Source organism: Roseibium salinum (genome assembly GCF_026240905.1).
GTDB classification, from domain to species: Bacteria; Pseudomonadota; Alphaproteobacteria; order Rhizobiales; family Stappiaceae; genus Roseibium; species Roseibium salinum.
The window spans coordinates 3,056,970-3,074,506 of sequence record NZ_JAPEVI010000003.1; the positions used below are offsets into that span (position 1 = coordinate 3,056,970).

Consider the following 17,537-nt stretch of genomic DNA (forward strand, 5'->3'; position numbering starts at 1 on the left):
CCGTTTCCTCAGTTGCAAGCAAAAAAGATCCGCTTTCCCTTTATATATAATCCGCCGTTTCGGGAAAGAGTTCCCTGAAAGCCCAGCGGATCTGCCGCAAACTTGTGCCGGGATCGTTCGACGGACAGGACAGCAGCGGCAGGGATATTCCTTCCAGAAGATCGCTTGCAAGGGCCGGGTCCGGCAAGCGGTCGATCGCTTCGGGCGGTTTCAGATCCACGATCAGATCGACACACGCGACCGGCTCGAATGCGATCTCCTCCAGCCCGACGCCGCGGACTTCGATCATCCCCTGGATCGTCTCCGGCACGCGGGCCAGAACCCGGTCCCGCTCCGCATCCAGAAGAACGCGGTCATCGGCAACGAGGGCCGCAAAATTGCCCTTTGCGCGGGCAGCCTCGAGCAAGGTTTCGGCCAGTGAGGATTTGCCGCTGCCAGCATCGCCGCGGATCAGCACGCCGTGCGTACCGACAACCACGCAGGTGGCGTGGACGGACTGCCGTGTCATTTGCCCTTGCCCGCGGGCAGATAGATGGTGAACCGCGCGCCGGCGGCCGTCTTGCCGTCCGGTTTCAGCCGGTTGGTGGCCTTGATCGAGCCGCCGTGGGCCTCGATGATCTGTCTTGAAATCGACAGGCCGAGACCCGAATTGTTGCCGAAGCCCTCGCCCTCGGGACGGTCCGTATAGAAGCGTTCGAAGATGCGCTCGGTGTTCTCCGCGCGGATCCCCGGCCCGTCGTCGTCAACCGTCACCTTGATCATCCGGTCCTCGCGGGACAGGGAGACCCGCACCGTTCCCCCCGCGGGCGAGAAGGAACGGGCATTGTCGAGCAGGTTGCTGATCACCTGGCCAAGGCGGATATCGTGCCCCTGCATCACATAGGGCTTGGTTCCCGGCGCATCGGCAACGGTCAGCTTGACGCTCGCCTCGTCCGTGGCGGCCCGCTGGTTGGCGGCGCCCGCCATGTTGCGCAGCAGCTCGGCCAGATCGATGGTCTCGGCCTGGATCCTTGCCAGCTCCGCATCCAGACGGGAGGCGTCGGAAATGTCGCTGATCAAGCGGTCCAGACGGCGCACATCATGCTGGATGACCTCCATCAGCCGGTCCATGGACTCCTTCGATTTCGCCAGCGGCAGGGTTTCGACCGCGCTGCGTAGCGAGGTGAGCGGGTTCTTCAGCTCATGGGCGACATCGGCGGCGAACTGTTCGATGGCGTCGATCTTGTTATAGAGCGCATGGGTCATCTCTCGGAATGACCTTGCCAGGTGGCCGATTTCGTCCTGTCGGTCGGAGAAGTCCGGGATTTCCTCGCGCGAGTTCGATCCCCTGCGGACCCGGTCCGCGGCGGCCGCCAGGCGCCGCACGGGGCCGGCGATCGTGCCGGCCAGGAAGATGGACAACAGGATCGTGACCGTCGCGGCGAACAGGAACACCCGCATGATGGCGATCCGCTCCGCCCGCACGATGGCGTCAATGTCCCCGCCCTGGGTCGACAGGAGCAGCGACCCGAGCACGGCCCGAAACCGCTGGATCGGCACCGCCACCGAGACGATCAGTTCGCCCCGCTGCGAAATGCGGGTGACGCTCGCCGGCGAGCCCGCAAGAGCCGCCTCGACTTCCGGATAGGCCCGGCCGTCGCCGCCGCCGACTTCCTGGTAGAGCGGCAGGTCGCCCTGCTGAAGCCAGCGCTTGGCCCATTGCCAGACGACTTCCCAGAAGCTTTCTTCCACATCCGTGGGAGGCGGCAGGTCGAAACGCAGGATCTGCGCGCTGGAATAAAGGTGCCGGGAATCGAGGATTAGAATGCCTTCCGGATCATAGATCCGCGCCCGCGTCTTGGTCGGCGAAATCAGCCTGCGCAGGACGGGGCCGACGCGCTCGGGGTTGATCGGGAAGTCGAGACTGTCCAGATCTCCCCCGGTCGGTGTCAGGCTCTCGCCGGCCTGCAATTCCAGCAGCCGTTCCGGATCCACGGTGATCGTTCCGGTATCGACGGTCGCGGAGGCGGCAATCGCCCCGGCGATGATCTCGCCCTGGGTGAGGAGGCTTTGCACCCGCGCATCGATCAGGCCGGCCCGGAACTGATTGAGATAGAGAATGCCGATCACGAGGGCCAGCAGGCCGACAAGATTGATCGCGATGATCCGGCGCGTCAGGGACGATAGAACATAGGTGCCGAAAATCCGGCCGAACTGGTTGAGAAGACGGCGGCGGAGACGCTTGTTGCCAAGCCTGCGCAGCCGGGAGCGTTCCGAACCGCTTTCCGGATCGGAGACGCCAACGCGTTCCGCACTCTCGCTTTCAGCTGCCATTCATGCACCAACGGGCCGACAACGGGTCCAGCAGCGGCCGCGAGAAGGATCGCCCGGCCCGCTCAACGCCGCGTTCAGTGGCCGGCTCCTTCGCAAGGATGCATTCCTCCGATGTCTCAACGTGGTCGATACCCCTTGCGGCTCCTCAGACCTCGCGGAACCGGTAGCCGACACCATAAAGGGTTTCGATCATATCGAAGTCGTCGTCAACGACCTTGAACTTTTTCCGGAGGCGTTTGATGTGGCTGTCGATGGTCCGGTCGTCCACATAGACCTGATCGTCATAGGCCGCGTCCATGAGCGCGTTACGGCTCTTGACCACGCCGGGGCGCTGCGCCAGGGCGGACAGGATCAGAAACTCGGTGACCGTCAGCGTGACCGGCTTGTTGTTCCAGGTGCAGGTGTGACGCTCCTGATCCATGACCAGCTGGCCGCGCTCCAGCAGCTTGTCCGCATCCTCGCGCGCCGTGGACGCGTCGCGGGGCTGCGCCCGCCGGAGAACCGCCCGGACGCGCTCGACCAGAAGACGCTGGGAGAAGGGTTTGCGGATGAAATCGTCGGCGCCCATCTTCAGTCCGAACAATTCGTCGATCTCATCGTCTTTCGAGGTGAGGAAGATCACCGGCATGTCGGAGTTCTGACGCAGACGGCGCAGCAGTTCCATGCCGTCCATGCGGGGCATCTTGATATCGAAGATCGCCAGTTCCGGCGGATCGGTCTGCAACCCGTCAAGCGCCGAGGTTCCGTCCGTATACGTCTGGACGCGATACCCTTCCGCTTCCAGGGCGATAGAGACCGAAGTCAGAATATTGCGGTCGTCATCGACCAGAGCAATTGTCGGCATGTTTCGTTTCCATCTCCGGCAATGCACCGGTGGTGTGCATCGGCATTATTGTAACATAGAGCCTTTGGCCTGCTAAATGCGCATAAATTAAGGCAAACCGGTATTTACGGCCCTTCGCGGCAACGAACGTAAGGCGACGCGCTGCAATGTTGGGAATCGGTTGAGCAAATTTCAAGTAGCCGGCTCAATATGGCGACTTTGTGCCTCACATGGCGGCATTGTGTCCCCTATGGCGGCTTTGTGTCCAGGTGAATTTAATCGCCGTCTCCCATCACTTGCGGACGCGGAATGGGCGCGCTTTCTTTCGGTTCATTCAACAAGCCGAACATATCGAAAGTTTCGTTTTTTAGTTCGACCCCCGAATTAATCGCCCATCGTCCAATAGCATGTTTTAATCGATTAAACAAAGACATAGCACCTTCGGCAGTCTTGCTGCCCTCCGGTCAATCCACTACCTTCGCAGCCCTCAGGGCCGGATTCAGTCTTTCTTAAGTTTTTCCGGCCGCGAAATCACAATGCCCCACCACAAGGACTGCGGGAAGATGCAAGAAGTAGGTGTCAGGAATTCATCCATAGGCTGCGAAACCTTCGGCTTCAAAGGTCTGAAGGCGCTCTATTGGAACCAGAACGAACCTGCCCTTTACGAATACGCGCTTTCCCGGGGAGAAGCCCGGCTGGCCGCCGGCGGGGCGCTGGTCGCCGAAACCGGCGTTCACACCGGCCGCTCGCCGAAGGACAAATTCGTCGTCCTTGACGACGAGACCAGGGACACGGTCTGGTGGGACAACAATGCGCAGATGTCGAAAGCAGATTTCGACCGGCTGCTTGCGGATTTCCTTGCCCATGCCGAGGGCATGGACCTGTTTGCGCAGGATCTTTACGGCGGCGCCGACACCACGCACCGTCTGCCGGTCCGCGTCTATACGGAATATGCCTGGCACTCGCTGTTCATCCGCAACCTCCTGCTGCGGCCGGAGCGACGCGAACTGGCGGGTTTTGCGCCCGACATGACCATTATCGACCTGCCGAGCTTCAGGGCCGATCCGCAGCGCCACGGCTGCCGCACGGAAACGGTCATCGCCTGCGACCTGACGCGCAAGATCGTCCTGATCGGCGGGACGTCCTATGCGGGAGAAATGAAAAAGTCCGTTTTCACCATGCTGAACCACCTGCTGCCGGCCAAGGGCGTGATGTCCATGCATTGCTCCGCAAATGTCGGCAAGGAGGGGGACACGGCGGTGTTCTTCGGCCTTTCCGGCACGGGCAAGACCACCCTTTCCGCCGACCCGTCCCGCACGCTGATCGGCGATGACGAGCATGGCTGGAGCGAAGACGGCGTCTTCAATTTCGAAGGCGGCTGCTATGCAAAGACCATCAAGCTGTCCGCGGAAGCCGAGCCGGAGATTTTCTCCACCACGCAGCGTTTCGGCACCGTGCTGGAAAATGTGGTGCTCGACCAGGACCGCGTCCCGGACTTCGACGACGGCTCGAAGACCGAAAACACCCGCGCCGCCTATCCCATCCATTTCATTTCCAATGCCAGCCCGACCGGTTGCGCGCCGATCCCGAAGACCGTGATCATGCTGACGGCGGATGCCTTCGGCGTCATGCCGCCGATCGCCCGCCTCACTCCGGCCCAGGCCATGTATCACTTCCTGTCCGGCTACACCGCGAAGGTGGCCGGTACGGAAAAAGGTGTCACCGAGCCGCAGGCCACCTTCTCGACCTGCTTCGGCGCCCCCTTCCTGCCGCGGCATCCGTCCGAATACGGCAATCTGCTGAAAGAGTTGATCGCCAAGCATGACGTGGACTGCTGGCTGGTGAATACCGGCTGGACCGGCGGCGCCTACGGCACCGGCCACCGCATGCCGATCAAGGCGACCCGCACGCTGCTGCAGGCGGCCCTCTCCGGCAGCCTCAGGGACGCGGAATTCCGCACCGATGCGAATTTCGGCTTTGACGTGCCGCTTCGCGTCGAAGGCGTCGACGACAGGATATTGAACCCGCGGGAAACCTGGGACGACAAGGACGCCTATGACGTTCAGGCCGCCAAACTGGTGAAGATGTTCGCCCGCAATTTCGAAGCCTTCGAAGCTCACGTGGACAGCGCCGTCCTGAGCGCTGCCCCGACCCTGCGGCTGGCCGCAGAATAAAAGCCCGCGAACAAGAAGTCCCACTGACCTCGGCGGCGCCTGCGCAAGCAGGTGCCGTTTCTTTGTGGCAAGCCTTTCCACGGTTCCGGAAAGATCTATATTGAAGGCTCGACCTTGAAGGGACGATCTCATGCCGGCTATTGATACTCCATCCATTCCCGATGTTCTGAAAACGGCGGAGGCCTGGCGCGACGCAGGCCGTTCCGTCGCGCTTGCCACCGTCATCGAAACCTGGGGCTCCGCACCGCGGCCGACCGGCTCTCACCTGGTGATCGATTCAGACGGCAATTTCGAAGGATCGGTGTCCGGCGGCTGCGTCGAAGGGGCCGTGGTTTCGGAAGCCATCGAGGTGATCGAAACCGGCAAACCCACGACGCTGGAATTCGGCGTGGCCGATGAGACCGCCTGGCGGGTGGGCCTTTCCTGCGGTGGCCGCATCCGCGTTTATGTCGAACCCGTCGCCTGACTCCGGGATACTGCCGAAATGACAAGTGAAACCTTTCTCGCCTTTCTTGCCGCAACGGTGCTGTTCGCCTACATGCCCGGCCCCGCGCTGCTTTATACCGCCGCCCAGACGATCGCCCGCGGCAGAAAGGCCGGCTTCATGGCCGCCGCGGGCATTCATCTGGGCTGTTACGTCCACGTGCTTGCCGCCGCCTTCGGCCTGTCGGCGATCTTCACGGTGGTGCCGACGCTCTATTTTGCCCTCAAGCTGGTTGGCGGTCTCTATCTGATCTATCTCGGCGTCCAGATGATCCGCACACGGGTTGCCGCCGGCCCCGTGCCGGATCTGCCGCAGAAATCCGCGCGGCGGGCCTTTGCCGACAGCGTTCTGGTCGAAGTCCTCAATCCGAAGGTCGCGATCTTCTTCATTGCGTTCCTGCCGCAATTCGTCAGTCCCGAAGCCGGCCTGCCGATCTGGGCGCAGTTTCTGATCCTTGGGACGATCGTCAATTGCGCGTTCACCTCGGCCGACGTGGTTACGGTTCTCTTCGCAAGCGAGGTGAAGAGGCGCCTGACCGGAAGCTCGAGATTCCAGGACCTGAGCCGCTGGCTGGGTGGATCGCTCCTGGCGGCGCTCGGACTGAAACTGGCAACGGACAAGGCCTGACCCATGGATCTGCCACTCCTTAAGGAGCTGAACGAAGACCGCGCCCGCCGCCGCGCGGCGATCCTGGTGACCCATCTGTCGGACGGCAGCCAGAGGCTGGTCCGCGTGGACGACGACCATGCGTCCGACCCGCTGGCGGAAGAATTCGCCAGGCGGTTCCGGTCCGGAAAGTCCGGAACGGTTGAAACGGAACAGGGCGACGCCTTTCTGACCGTCTTCCTGCCGGCCCCCCGTCTGGTGATCATCGGCGCCGTCCATATCAGCCAGGCGCTGGTGCCGATGGCGGAAATCGCCGGGCTCGACGTCACCGTGATCGATCCGCGCACCGCCTTTGCCAGCGAAGAGCGGTTTCCGGGCAGCAGCTTGCGGGCGGAATGGCCGGAGGACGTCCTGAAGGAAGCCCCTCTCGATCCCTATACGGCCGTTGCCGCCGTAACGCACGATCCGAAGATCGACGACTTTCCGCTGATGGAGGCGCTGAACACCGGCTGTTTCTATGTCGGCGCCCTCGGCAGCCGCAAGACCCATGGCAAGCGCCTGGAACGTTTCAGGGAAGCGGGCCTGGACCCGGCCCTGTTCGAACGGCTCGACGCTCCGATCGGGCTCGACATCGGCGCCGCTTCGCCGGAGGAAATTGCCGTCGCGGTTCTCGGCGCCGTCATCAAGGCACTGCGCAAACCGCCGGAGCCGGCGGCATGAGGTTTGGACCGTGTCCGCCCGAGCAAGCCGTCGGCTGCATCCTGGCGCATAAAACCAGGCTGGCGAACCGGACGTTGAAAAAGGGACACCTGCTTTCTGCGGAGGACTGCGCGAACCTGGCTGCCGAGGGCGTGCAAGACGTCGTGGTGGCACGTCTTCAGCCCGGCGACATCGGCGAAGACGCGGCCGCGGAACGTCTTGCCCTTGCGGCAAAGGGACCGGGCCTCGTCGCCGACAAGGCCTTTACGGGCCGGATGAACCTTCATGCCGATGTCAATGGCGTGCTGGTGGTCGACACTGCGGCGGTGACGGCGGCCAATCGCGTCGATCCGTCCATTACGTTTGCGACGCTGCCCAACCACAGCAAGGTGGCAGCCGGGCGCATGGTCGCCACTGCCAAGATCATTTCCTTTGCCGTCGCCGGCGATCTGGCTGACCGGGCCGCACAGGCGCTTCAAGGCGCCGTGCGTGTGGCGGAGTTCAAACCGCACTGGATCGGCCTCATCGCCACCGAGCTTCCGCACCTCAAGCCGGCGACCATGGACAAGACACACAGGATTCTTCAGGAGCGGCTGCGCCCGAGCAACGGCACCATCATCGGCGAAGTCCGGACCGCGCACACGGCACCCGCCGTTGCCGATGCCATGAAACAGCTGGTTCGCGAGGGAGCCGACTTCCTGATCCTGTTCGGTGCCTCCGCCGTGGTTGACCGGCACGATGTCCTGCCCGCTGCGCTCGATCTTGCGGGAGGGAAGGTGCGGCATCTGGGAATGCCGGTCGATCCGGGCAATCTCCTGATGCTTGGAGACCTGAACGGGTTGCCGGTGCTCGGCGCTCCGGGCTGTGCGCGCAGCCCGAAGGAAAACGGCTTCGACTGGGTGCTCGACCGACTGCTGGCCGGACTCGATGTCACTCCCGATGACATCACCGCCATGGGCGTCGGAGGTCTGCTGATGGAAATCGAGACCCGGCCGCAGCCGCGAGAAGGCCGCAGCCAGAGCAAGAAGGCGAAGATCGCGGCGATCATCCTGGCGGCAGGCACATCCTCGCGCATGGGCGGCCCGAACAAACTGCTGACACAGCTGGACGGCAAGCCGCTCGTTCGCCATGCCGCAGAAGCGGCGGCCGGAGCGGGGCTCGACCAGGTGGTCGTGGTCACCGGCAGCCAGGCGGACAAGGTCGGGGCCGCGGTTTCCGGGCTCGATCTGGCATGCGTTCACAACCCGGATTTCGCCAACGGAATGGCGGGTTCGATCCGCACCGGCATGAATGCGCTGGCACCGGATACCGACGCGGCGATCATCCTGCTCGGCGACATGCCGCGCATTGATGCCGAGATGCTCAAACAGCTGATCGAGGCTTACCGGAAAAGCGAAACCGGCCTGATCGTTACGGCCACGGCGCAGGGCAAACGGGGCAATCCGGTACTTTGGGACCGCCGATTCTTCGACGCGCTGAAATCCTTGAGCGGTGATGTCGGTGCCCGGAATATCATTGCGGAAAATCCCGATCTCGTAGCGGAAGTAGAAATGGGTCCGGCCGCAAGACTGGATCTTGATACGCCGGAAGCTCTACTGGCGGCCGGAGCGGCGTTGCCGGAAGATTCCAGCTAACAAATTGATCCTTTAAGTAAATTCCGGCAACAAAGTCCCATGATAATATCGCATTAACCCGATATGCGTGAAATGCAGACCCGGCCTGCCAGCTAATCTATTGCATTTCTGTGACATGGCGCTTATGTAATGCCTGCGCTTGCTGAAGGGCACCCATATGGGTTGGACAATGGTCCCGAGCGCCGATTACATCCGATTTATGTCGAAAGCTGTTCGGATCCTCCCCTCCCGAGGATGGTCGAGCGCTTTTGTCGCTTGTAAGAAGAATAAAGGAAAGAACAAATGGCTGACTTCTCTCTCCCGCGTCCGGGCTGCTGCAAATGGGCGGAAGGTGACACCGGGAACTACGTCTTCCCGTGCTCGACCCGTGTTGAAGCCGGAGTGTCCTATTGCGCGGAACACAGCGCAATCGTCTACATCCCGCCGGAAGAGCGCCGCCGCAGCCGATCCAGTGGCGACATGAGCCTTTCGTTCCGCCGCGCGGCCTGAAGCAACACAACTGCTTTGCATAAGAGCAGATATTTCGCGGGTTTCCCGCGAGACTTGAACCCGGTCCCCAGGACCGGGTTTTTTATTGCCGACCGCCACCTTGCCGGAGCACTGCCTTTAAGCAGGTCAGTTTGAATATTCCCGCCGAAAAACAAAAACCGGGTGAATACAACCTTCGATCTGCACCCCTTCGGCTCACGCTATGTAATTTTGATAGCTATCGCCGTTCGACATTTCCTATATAATTATAATTACTTAGTTCAGAACGGCACTTCCCCTATTTTGCCGCCTAGATCAATTATTTTCTTCCGAATTAATTCTTCTTTGCCAATGTTCATGCGAAATTGCCGCAGTGCTCGCAAACTTACGGGGGTCGCTCTCTTCGAGAGACAGGCGCTATGCAGATCGCTCAGGAACCAGCGGAAATCGAACGCCTCGACGCACTGAACGCCCTTCAGATCCTGCGGTCCGAACGCCTGCCCGAATATGATGCGGTCGTCGAGGTCGTCGCAGCGCTCTTCAACTGCCCGATCGCCCTGATCTCGCTGGTCGGCGAAGACGAGCAATGGTTCAAGGCCCGTTACGGCCTCGACCTTGAAAGCACCCCCCGGGACATTTCCTTTTGTCATCATGCCATCATGTCCAACGACCTGATGGTCGTTCCGGACACGCTCGCGGACCCGCGCTTCCGGACCAATCCGCAGGTCACCGGAGCACCTCATATCCGCTTCTATGCCGGCTGCCCGCTGTCGCTCGACGGCAGGAACAGGCTTGGAACCCTTTGCGTCATGGGCACGACGCCGCTGACCCCCAGCAAAGACCAGTTGAAGCAGCTCAGGCGTCTTGGAACCGTGGTGGAAGGCTTGGCCAAGTCCCATCGCGCGCAAATGGAAACACGATCCGCACTCGTCCGGGCGAAAGAGGACCACCGGCAGGCGGCCTGCGAAAGCGATCTGCTGGAGGAAATCGCGATCGTGTCCGGCGTTGGCGGCTGGGATGCCGACCTCGCGGCGAATACCGTTACCTGGACCGGCAAGACCCGGGAAATCCATGAAGTCGGCCCGGATTTCGTGCCCGATCCGGACCTGATCCTCACGTTCTATCCCGACGATGCAGGCAAGGCCCTTCGCGATGCCGTGCGGCGCGCCATCGAGAGCGGAGAGGACTGGGACATGGAACTGCCGTTCGTTTCCGCAACAGGGTGCGAAAAGTGGGTCCGGTCGGCGGGCCGCCCGGTTCGCGAGGAGGGGCGGACGGTTCGCCTCGTCGGCGCAATTCAGGACATAACGGACCGCAAGCAATCAGAACAGGCCGTGCGCCACTCCGAGGCGGTGCATCGGGCAACGCTGGAAGCGGTGAGCGAGGGTATTCTGCTGTTGAACCGCTCCGGCCGCGTCGAAGCCTGCAATCCCGCCGCCGCGTCGCTGCTCGGCTGCGCCCCGAAGGACCTCAAGGGAAGGATGGTCGACGATCTTGAGTTCGGATTGCAGTGCCAGTTGAAAGGATGTTTCACGACCTGCAGCCCGCTGGCCCTTGCCGCGGCCGCCCCCGAAGAGGTCGGCAATCTCGTCGCGAAGCTCACCCGTTCGGGAGACGATCAGCAGGTCTGGTTGCGCATCACAGCCAAGGCCTTCGGCACCAATGCCGATTTCGGGCTCGACGGTGTCGTGGTCTCGCTGACGGACATCACCTCGACAAAGTCTCAGGCGGACAGGCTTCAGGTCATCTTCGACAACCTGCCCGGCGGGCTTGTCTATTTCGACGATGACCGCCGCCTTGCCATCTGCAACGGCGACTATCAACGGCTGCTGCAGCTGCCGCAGCATTTCATCGACGAGAAAGCCCATCTGGTCGAGGTCATGAGCTATCTCGCCCATCGCGGCGACTACGGTCCCGGCGACCCTGCCGAGATCATCAAATCCAGGATTGCGCTGTTCGACAGGCCGGACCCGCATGTCGACGAGCGTCTGACCCCGGCAGGAACGGTGCTGGAGATCCGCGGCACGTCTCTCCCTCGTGGAGGCATCGTCACCAGCTTCTACGACATCACCGAACGCAAGCGCATGGAAGAACAGCTTGCGGAAGAAGAGCGTGTTGCCCGCCTGCGCTCCGAAGAGCTGGAAGCCGTTCTCGCCAATATGCGCCAGGGCGTCAGCGTCTTCGACCAGAACGGCCGGCTGATCCTGTGGAACCAGCAATATGTTGATCTCTGCGGCAAGCCCGATGGCGAGCTGCGGACCGGCGTGAGCCTTATCGAACTCACGGAGGCGGAAAAGTCCCGGGGCGAGTTCACCGGTGACGTAAGGGAATACGTGACGGATCTGCTGATCCGGCTTTCCTCCGGCGAGGTCGTCAGCTCGAAATTCGCGCACCCCAATGGGCGGATCATCCTGGCGGTCCATGCCCCCATGCCCGGCGGCGGCTGGATCGCAACCCACGAGGATATCACGTCACGCGAATTGGCGGCGGCGAGGATCAGCTACGCCGCCCATCACGATGCCCTGACCGGTCTTGCCAATCGCGCGCTCTTCAACACCACACTCGCCGAAGCCCTGAACTACGTCCGGGTTCACCGCCGCCGCGGCAATCTTGTCCTGCTCGACCTGGACCGCTTCAAGCCCGTCAACGACACATACGGCCACGATGCCGGCGACGAGCTTCTCAAGCAGGTCGCGCAGCGCCTCAGGGACTGCGTGCGGGCGTCGGACCTGGTGGCCCGGCTCGGCGGCGACGAATTCGCCATCGTCCTGCGCGACACCGGTCCCGATTCCGCGGCAGAAGTCGCCGAACGCATCGTTCAGAAGTTGCGGGCTCCCTTCGACGTCCTTGGCCATCGGCTCCACATCAGCACCAGCATCGGCATCGCCTCGATCGGCGAAGATGACAAGGAGATCAACGAGGTCATCAAGAAGGCGGACATCGCGCTCTACGACGTCAAGAACAGCGGCCGCAACGACTACCGTTTCTTCCGTGCGAGGAAGAGGAAGCTGGTGCACGGCTAGCCGTCGGGAGTGATTCTGGAAATGTGACGGGACCCGGCTGGACCCAACCGTTCGGATCCTGTTGCCGGAGCCGCCCGAGACGAACCGCCGGCCGGCTGTCCGCCCAAACAAAAAGCGCGGCCTGTTTGCAGACCGCGCCTGGAAAAGGGCCGTTCGGCCGTTGCCGCTTCTTAAGCAGCCTTCAATGCGTCGGCGACTTCCTTCAGCTGAGACAGGGTCATTTCCGCCTTCTGCTTCGTGTCGTCGTCCTTGGCGTCAGCGACATCTTCTTCCGCGTCCTTGATCGCCTGATCAAGCTGCTCCCTGCTGATCTCCTTGACCGAAATGGCCTGCTCGGCCAGAACGGAGAGACCGCCGGAGCCCACGTCGGCAAAGCCGCCGCGGACGAAATAATCGTCCCATGCGCCGTTTTCGCCGCGGACCTTCAGGATGCCCGGCCTGATGGTGGACATGAACGGGCTGTGGTTCTTCAGAACGCCAAAATCGCCGTCGGTGCCCGGTACAACGACTTCGGCAACCTGTGCGGACAGGAGCTGGCGCTCCGGCGAGACCAACTCGAACTGGAAAAGTTCAGCCATTTGGCGTCTTCCTTGTCAGTCTACTTTCAAGATGGCGGGGCCATCGAACATGAAGAAAACCGGACGCCCGCAGCGGGCGTCCGTTTCATTTCAGACTCAAGCGGCTTCCGCGGCCAGACGCTGTGCCTTCTCGACGGCCTCCTCGATGGAGCCGACCATGTAGAAAGCAGCTTCAGGCAGGTGGTCATATTCGCCTTCCACCAGGCCCTTGAAGCCCTTGATGGTGTCTTCCAGCGGGACCAGCTTGCCCGGGGAACCGGTGAAGACCTCGGCCACGAAGAACGGCTGGGAGAGGAAGCGCTCGATCTTGCGGGCGCGGGCCACGCTGAGCTTGTCTTCTTCGGACAGCTCGTCCATGCCCAGGATGGCGATGATGTCCTGCAGGGCCTTGTAGCGCTGCAGCGTCACCTGAACGGCACGGGCCGTCTCGTAGTGTTCCTCACCGATGATGCGAGCATCCAGCATGCGGGATGTGGAGTCCAGCGGGTCCACGGCCGGGTAGATGCCCTTTTCGGCGATCGCACGGTTCAGAACCGTGGTCGCATCCAGGTGGGCGAAGGTCGATGCCGGTGCCGGGTCGGTCAAGTCGTCGGCCGGAACGTAGACGGCCTGCACGGACGTGATCGAGCCCTTGTTGGTGGTGGTGATGCGTTCCTGCATGCCGCCCATGTCGGTGGCAAGCGTCGGCTGGTAGCCCACGGCGGAAGGAATACGGCCGAGAAGCGCGGACACCTCGGAACCAGCCTGGGTGAAGCGGAAGATGTTGTCGACGAAGAACAGAACGTCCTGGCCCTTGTCACGGAAATGTTCCGCAACGGTCAGACCAGTCAGGGCAACACGTGCGCGGGCTCCGGGAGGCTCGTTCATCTGGCCGTAAACCAGAGCGGCCTTGGAGCCTTCGCCGCCGCCTTCCTTGTTCACGCCCGATTCGATCATTTCCCAGTAAAGGTCGTTGCCTTCACGGGTGCGCTCGCCGACGCCTGCGAACACGGAGTAACCGCCGTGCGCCTTGGCGACGTTGTTGATGAGTTCCATGATCAGAACGGTCTTGCCCACGCCGGCGCCGCCGAACAGGCCGATCTTGCCACCCTTTGCATACGGGGCGAGAAGGTCGACGACCTTGATGCCCGTGACAAGGATCTGAGCTTCGGTGGACTGTTCGATGAAAGCCGGAGCTTCCTGGTGAATCGCGCGGCGGTCTTCGTGCGGAATGTCACCGGCTTCATCCACCGGCTCGCCGATCACGTTCATGATGCGGCCCAGAGTTCCATCGCCGACCGGCACCGAAATCGGCGAACCGGTGTCGACAACTTCCTGTCCGCGAACCAGACCCTCGGTGGAGTCCATCGCGATGGTGCGAACCGTGTGTTCGCCAAGATGCTGTGCGACCTCGAGCACCAGTCGGGTGCCGTGGTTGTCAAGTTCAAGAGCGTTCAGGATCAACGGCAGGTGGTCATCGAACTTGACGTCGACAACGGCGCCGATGACCTGGGTGACCCGTCCGACCAGTTTGTCAGCCATATCCCTAATCCTCGTATCGATCCCGTTAGAGCGCTTCCGCGCCCGAGATAATTTCAATCAGTTCCGTCGTAATCTGAGCCTGGCGCTGGCGGTTGTAGTTGATCGTCAGCTTGTCGATCATATCGCCGGCGTTGCGGGTCGCATTGTCCATTGCGGACATACGGGCACCCTGCTCGGACGCGGCGTTTTCCAGAAGCGCCCGGAAAATCTGAACGGAGACATTACGCGGCAGCAGATCCGCAAGGATCTCGGCCTCGTCCGGTTCATATTCGTAAACCGCGCTCGTACCGGCCGCCGCATCCGCCTCATCCGTCTCGAAATGAGCCGGGATCAGCTGCTGCGTGGTCGGCTCCTGCGCGATTACCGACTTGAAGGTCGAATAAAACAGCGTGCAGACGTCGAACTCGCCATCTTCGAACATGGAGAGCACTTCGCGGCCGATTTCATCCGCATCGGAAAACCTGAGGGTCTTCACGTTGCGCAGATCGATGGTCTTGATCACATACTGGCCGAGCTCGCGCTTGAGGACGTCGAAGCCCTTCTTGCCGACGCAGATGATCTTGACCGTCTTGCCTTGCGCGAGCAGGCTGCGTGCCTTCTCGCGCGCCAGCTTGGCGATGTTGGCGTTGAAACCTCCGCACAGCCCGCGTTCGGCCGTTGCGACGACCAGGAGATGAACCTGGTCGCTGCCCGTGCCGGACATCAGCTTCGGAGCGTCGTCGCGCCCCTCGAAGGCCACCGCGAGGTTGGCCAGCACCGCATCCATGCGTTCCGCATAGGGCCGTGCGGCCTCCGCAGCTTCCTGGGCACGACGCAGCTTCGCCGCGGCCACCATCTGCATGGCCTTGGTGATCTTCTGCGTCGCCTTCACGGAAGCGATGCGGTTTCTTAAGTCCTTCAGGCTCGGCATGGCCGCCCCTGCTCCTTATCCCGGCGTGTGGTCTCAGGCGAAGTTCTTGGCGAATGCATCGATGGCAGCTTTCAGCTTGCCGGTCAGCTCGTCGTCAAGTGCCTTCTTCTCCCAAATGGCGTCAAGCAGTTCCTTGTGCTCGCCGCGCAGGAACAGAAGCAGGCCGTCTTCGAAATCCCTCACGCGGTTGACCGGGAAGGCATCGAGGTAGCCGTTCACGCCGGCATAGATGACCGCGACCTGTTCTTCTGTCTTCAGCGGCGAGAACTGCGGCTGCTTCAGAAGTTCGGTCAGGCGGGCACCGCGGTTCAGCAGGCGCTGCGTGGTGGCGTCGAGATCGGAGCCGAACTGTGCGAAGGCCGCCATTTCGCGGTACTGTGCCAGTTCACCCTTAATCGGGCCGGCAACCTGCTTCATCGCCTTGATCTGGGCGGAAGAGCCGACGCGGGACACCGACAGGCCGACGTTCACCGCCGGGCGGATGCCCTGGTAGAACAGGTCGGTTTCCAGGAAGATCTGACCGTCGGTGATCGAAATCACGTTGGTCGGAATGAAGGCCGACACGTCGTTGCCCTGGGTCTCGATGACCGGGAGCGCGGTCAGGGAGCCCTTGCCGTGATCCTCGTTCAGCTTCGCCGCGCGTTCCAGCAGGCGGGAGTGCAGGTAGAAAACGTCACCCGGGAAAGCTTCACGTCCCGGCGGACGGCGCAGAAGCAGGGACATCTGACGGTAGGCAACGGCCTGCTTGGTCAGATCGTCATAGCCGATCACGGCGTGCATGGAGTTGTCGCGGAAGTACTCGCCCATGGCGCAACCGGCGAACGGTGCCAGGAACTGCAGCGGAGCCGGGTCGGAAGCGGTCGCGGCGACGACGATGGAATATTCCATGGCGCCGGCGTCTTCCAGGGTCTTCACGAACTGGGCGACGGTGGAACGCTTCTGACCGATCGCGACATAGATGCAGTAGAGCTTGATGTCTTCGTCGTCAGAAGTGTGCAGGGACTTCTGATTGAGGAAGGTGTCGAGAAGGATCGCGGTCTTGCCCGTCTGACGGTCGCCGATGACGAGCTCGCGCTGGCCGCGGCCGATCGGGATCAGGGCATCGATGGCCTTCAGGCCGGTGGACATCGGCTCGTGCACGGATTTGCGCGGCAGGATGCCCGGCGCCTTCACGTCGACGCGGCGCTTTTCAGTCGCCTCGATCGGGCCCTTGCCGTCGAGCGGGTTGCCGAGCGGGTCGACGACGCGGCCGAGCAGGCCCTTGCCGACCGGAACTTCCACGATGGCGCCGGTCCGCTTGACGGTGTCGCCTTCCTTGATGTCGCGGTCGGACCCGAAGATAACGACGCCGACGTTGTCGGATTCCAGGTTCAGGGCCATGCCCTTGATACCACCCGGGAACTCGACCATTTCACCGGCCTGGACCTTGTCCAGACCATAAACACGGGCGATACCGTCACCGACGGAGAGCACCTGACCGACTTCAGAAACTTCGGCTTCCTGGCCAAAGCTCTTGATCTGGTCCTTGAGGATTGCGGAAATTTCCGCGGCCCGAATATCCATCAGCCGACCTCTTTCATCGCGAACTTGAGTGAATTGAGTTTGGTACGCAGGGACGTGTCGATCATGCGGGAGCCGACCTTGACCACCAGGCCACCGATCAGGGCAGGATCAACCTTCGCTGCGATGTTTACGGATTTGCCCGTGGAAGCGGAAAGCGCCTCCTTCAGGGCCTTGACATGATCGTCGGACAGCGCGGTGGCGGAAACCACCTCAGCCGTTGCCTCGCCCCGCTTGTCCGCAAGCAGCGCGTGGAACCCCTGATCATGTCGGGAAGAACGAAGAGGCGCCGGTTGCGGGCTGCCAGCTTCACAAAATTTGCAGCCAGACCGGAAATGCCTGCCTTTTCGAGCAGTGCCGAGAGCGCTGCGAGCTGCTCTTCAACACTGAATGCCGGGCTCTTCACAAGACGGACGAGATCTTCGCTTTCGGCAAGCATGCCGTCGAAAGCCTTCAGATCCCGCTCCACGTCGGCTGTTACGCCTTCACCCTCTGCGAGGTCCAGAAGGGCGGACGCATAACGCTGTGCCACGCCGGAAACGAGAGATACGTTGTCAGTCACCAGGTCCGTGCTCTCTGGCTTTTTCATGCCCGCAAAACGGCCAGCATCCGCAAGGCATTGAAAAGATGAATGATTTCAAGGTTAGAAGGTATGACGGTTAAACCGCACCCCCAAAGCCGCGCCTCAATTAGCACAGGGTTTCCCAGTGTGCAACTTCGCCTAAAGACTGTTCTTGACGATTC

Annotated in this window: 14 protein-coding genes and 1 pseudogene; 7 read left to right on the forward strand and 8 right to left on the reverse strand. The window is 61.9% G+C overall.

What is annotated here, in order from left to right; genetic code table 11:
• Positions 1-40: 40 nt before the first annotated feature.
• From ON753_RS18735 to ON753_RS18745, 3 genes are all read right to left on the reverse strand, one after another.
• The gene (locus ON753_RS18735) at positions 41-508 is read right to left on the reverse strand and encodes an HPr kinase/phosphorylase (RefSeq protein WP_265964331.1); all 468 of its coding nucleotides are present in this window, start codon (positions 506-508) and stop codon (positions 41-43) included.
• Positions 505-2,313, reverse strand: coding sequence for a sensor histidine kinase (locus tag ON753_RS18740; RefSeq protein ID WP_265964333.1), 1,809 nt, complete (start codon positions 2,311-2,313; stop codon positions 505-507). Before ON753_RS18740 ends, ON753_RS18735 begins: the two co-directional genes overlap by 4 nt.
• Before the next feature lie 145 nt (positions 2,314-2,458).
• Positions 2,459-3,157, reverse strand: a complete 699-nt coding sequence (locus tag ON753_RS18745) for a response regulator transcription factor (protein WP_265964335.1) — start codon at positions 3,155-3,157, stop codon at positions 2,459-2,461.
• A 542-nt stretch (positions 3,158-3,699) separates the two neighbouring features.
• Here ON753_RS18745 and ON753_RS18750 point away from each other — a divergent pair.
• The 7 genes from ON753_RS18750 (at position 3,700) to ON753_RS18780 (ending at position 12,224) form a co-directional block, all read left to right on the forward strand.
• Positions 3,700-5,310, forward strand: a complete 1,611-nt coding sequence (locus ON753_RS18750) for a phosphoenolpyruvate carboxykinase (protein ID WP_265964337.1) — start codon at positions 3,700-3,702, stop codon at positions 5,308-5,310.
• A 130-nt stretch (positions 5,311-5,440) separates the two neighbouring features.
• Positions 5,441-5,776 (forward strand): XdhC family protein, encoded by a 336-nt coding sequence (locus ON753_RS18755; RefSeq protein WP_265964339.1) that lies wholly within the window; start codon positions 5,441-5,443, stop codon positions 5,774-5,776.
• Positions 5,777-5,794: 18 nt separating this feature from the next.
• Positions 5,795-6,421 (forward strand): LysE family translocator, encoded by a 627-nt coding sequence (locus ON753_RS18760; protein WP_265964341.1) that lies wholly within the window; start codon positions 5,795-5,797, stop codon positions 6,419-6,421.
• Positions 6,422-6,424: 3 nt separating this feature from the next.
• On the forward strand, positions 6,425-7,120 hold the full coding sequence (locus ON753_RS18765) for an XdhC family protein (protein WP_265964343.1): 696 nt from the start codon (positions 6,425-6,427) through the stop codon (positions 7,118-7,120).
• Positions 7,117-8,733 (forward strand): molybdopterin-binding/glycosyltransferase family 2 protein, encoded by a 1,617-nt coding sequence (locus ON753_RS18770; protein WP_265964345.1) that lies wholly within the window; start codon positions 7,117-7,119, stop codon positions 8,731-8,733. The genes ON753_RS18765 and ON753_RS18770 overlap by 4 nt, the downstream gene beginning before the upstream one ends.
• A gap of 282 nt (positions 8,734-9,015) precedes the next feature.
• A complete protein-coding gene (locus tag ON753_RS18775; RefSeq protein ID WP_265964347.1) occupies positions 9,016-9,222 on the forward strand; it encodes a hypothetical protein in 207 nt (68 codons plus the stop codon).
• A gap of 398 nt (positions 9,223-9,620) precedes the next feature.
• Positions 9,621-12,224, forward strand: a complete 2,604-nt coding sequence (locus tag ON753_RS18780) for a sensor domain-containing diguanylate cyclase (protein WP_265964349.1) — start codon at positions 9,621-9,623, stop codon at positions 12,222-12,224.
• Between the two features lie 170 nt (positions 12,225-12,394).
• Here the strand turns inward: ON753_RS18780 and ON753_RS18785 are convergent, their stop codons facing one another.
• The 5 genes and pseudogenes from ON753_RS18785 to ON753_RS18805 form a co-directional block, all read right to left on the reverse strand.
• Positions 12,395-12,802, reverse strand: a complete 408-nt coding sequence (locus tag ON753_RS18785) for a F0F1 ATP synthase subunit epsilon (protein ID WP_265964351.1) — start codon at positions 12,800-12,802, stop codon at positions 12,395-12,397.
• Positions 12,803-12,898: 96 nt separating this feature from the next.
• Positions 12,899-14,323, reverse strand: coding sequence for a F0F1 ATP synthase subunit beta (gene atpD, locus ON753_RS18790; protein WP_377047145.1), 1,425 nt, complete (start codon positions 14,321-14,323; stop codon positions 12,899-12,901).
• 25 nt (positions 14,324-14,348) lie between these two features.
• A complete protein-coding gene (locus ON753_RS18795; RefSeq protein ID WP_265964354.1) occupies positions 14,349-15,233 on the reverse strand; it encodes a F0F1 ATP synthase subunit gamma in 885 nt (294 codons plus the stop codon).
• 33 nt (positions 15,234-15,266) lie between these two features.
• Entirely contained in the window at positions 15,267-16,796 is a 1,530-nt protein-coding gene (gene atpA, locus ON753_RS18800; RefSeq protein ID WP_265964356.1) for a F0F1 ATP synthase subunit alpha, read from the reverse strand.
• Positions 16,796-17,382, reverse strand: a pseudogene (locus ON753_RS18805) (F0F1 ATP synthase subunit delta). The gene atpA and the pseudogene ON753_RS18805 overlap by 1 nt, the downstream one beginning before the upstream one ends.
• Between the last annotated feature and the right edge of the window lie 155 nt (positions 17,383-17,537).

What these genes read in the sequence shown, in the direction of transcription:
- ON753_RS18735 (WP_265964331.1), bottom strand. Translation starts at nt 508, where the DNA reads ATGACACGGCAGTCCGTCCACGCCACCTGCGTGGTTGTCGGTACGCAC.
- ON753_RS18740 (WP_265964333.1), bottom strand. Translation starts at nt 2,313, where the DNA reads ATGGCAGCTGAAAGCGAGAGTGCGGAACGCGTTGGCGTCTCCGATCCG.
- ON753_RS18745 (WP_265964335.1), bottom strand. Translation starts at nt 3,157, where the DNA reads ATGCCGACAATTGCTCTGGTCGATGACGACCGCAATATTCTGACTTCG.
- ON753_RS18750 (WP_265964337.1), top strand. Translation starts at nt 3,700, where the DNA reads ATGCAAGAAGTAGGTGTCAGGAATTCATCCATAGGCTGCGAAACCTTC.
- ON753_RS18755 (WP_265964339.1), top strand. Translation starts at nt 5,441, where the DNA reads ATGCCGGCTATTGATACTCCATCCATTCCCGATGTTCTGAAAACGGCG.
- ON753_RS18760 (WP_265964341.1), top strand. Translation starts at nt 5,795, where the DNA reads ATGACAAGTGAAACCTTTCTCGCCTTTCTTGCCGCAACGGTGCTGTTC.
- ON753_RS18765 (WP_265964343.1), top strand. Translation starts at nt 6,425, where the DNA reads ATGGATCTGCCACTCCTTAAGGAGCTGAACGAAGACCGCGCCCGCCGC.
- ON753_RS18770 (WP_265964345.1), top strand. Translation starts at nt 7,117, where the DNA reads ATGAGGTTTGGACCGTGTCCGCCCGAGCAAGCCGTCGGCTGCATCCTG.
- ON753_RS18775 (WP_265964347.1), top strand. Translation starts at nt 9,016, where the DNA reads ATGGCTGACTTCTCTCTCCCGCGTCCGGGCTGCTGCAAATGGGCGGAA.
- ON753_RS18780 (WP_265964349.1), top strand. Translation starts at nt 9,621, where the DNA reads ATGCAGATCGCTCAGGAACCAGCGGAAATCGAACGCCTCGACGCACTG.
- ON753_RS18785 (WP_265964351.1), bottom strand. Translation starts at nt 12,802, where the DNA reads ATGGCTGAACTTTTCCAGTTCGAGTTGGTCTCGCCGGAGCGCCAGCTC.
- atpD (WP_377047145.1), bottom strand. Translation starts at nt 14,323, where the DNA reads ATGGCTGACAAACTGGTCGGACGGGTCACCCAGGTCATCGGCGCCGTT.
- ON753_RS18795 (WP_265964354.1), bottom strand. Translation starts at nt 15,233, where the DNA reads ATGCCGAGCCTGAAGGACTTAAGAAACCGCATCGCTTCCGTGAAGGCG.
- atpA (WP_265964356.1), bottom strand. Translation starts at nt 16,796, where the DNA reads ATGGATATTCGGGCCGCGGAAATTTCCGCAATCCTCAAGGACCAGATC.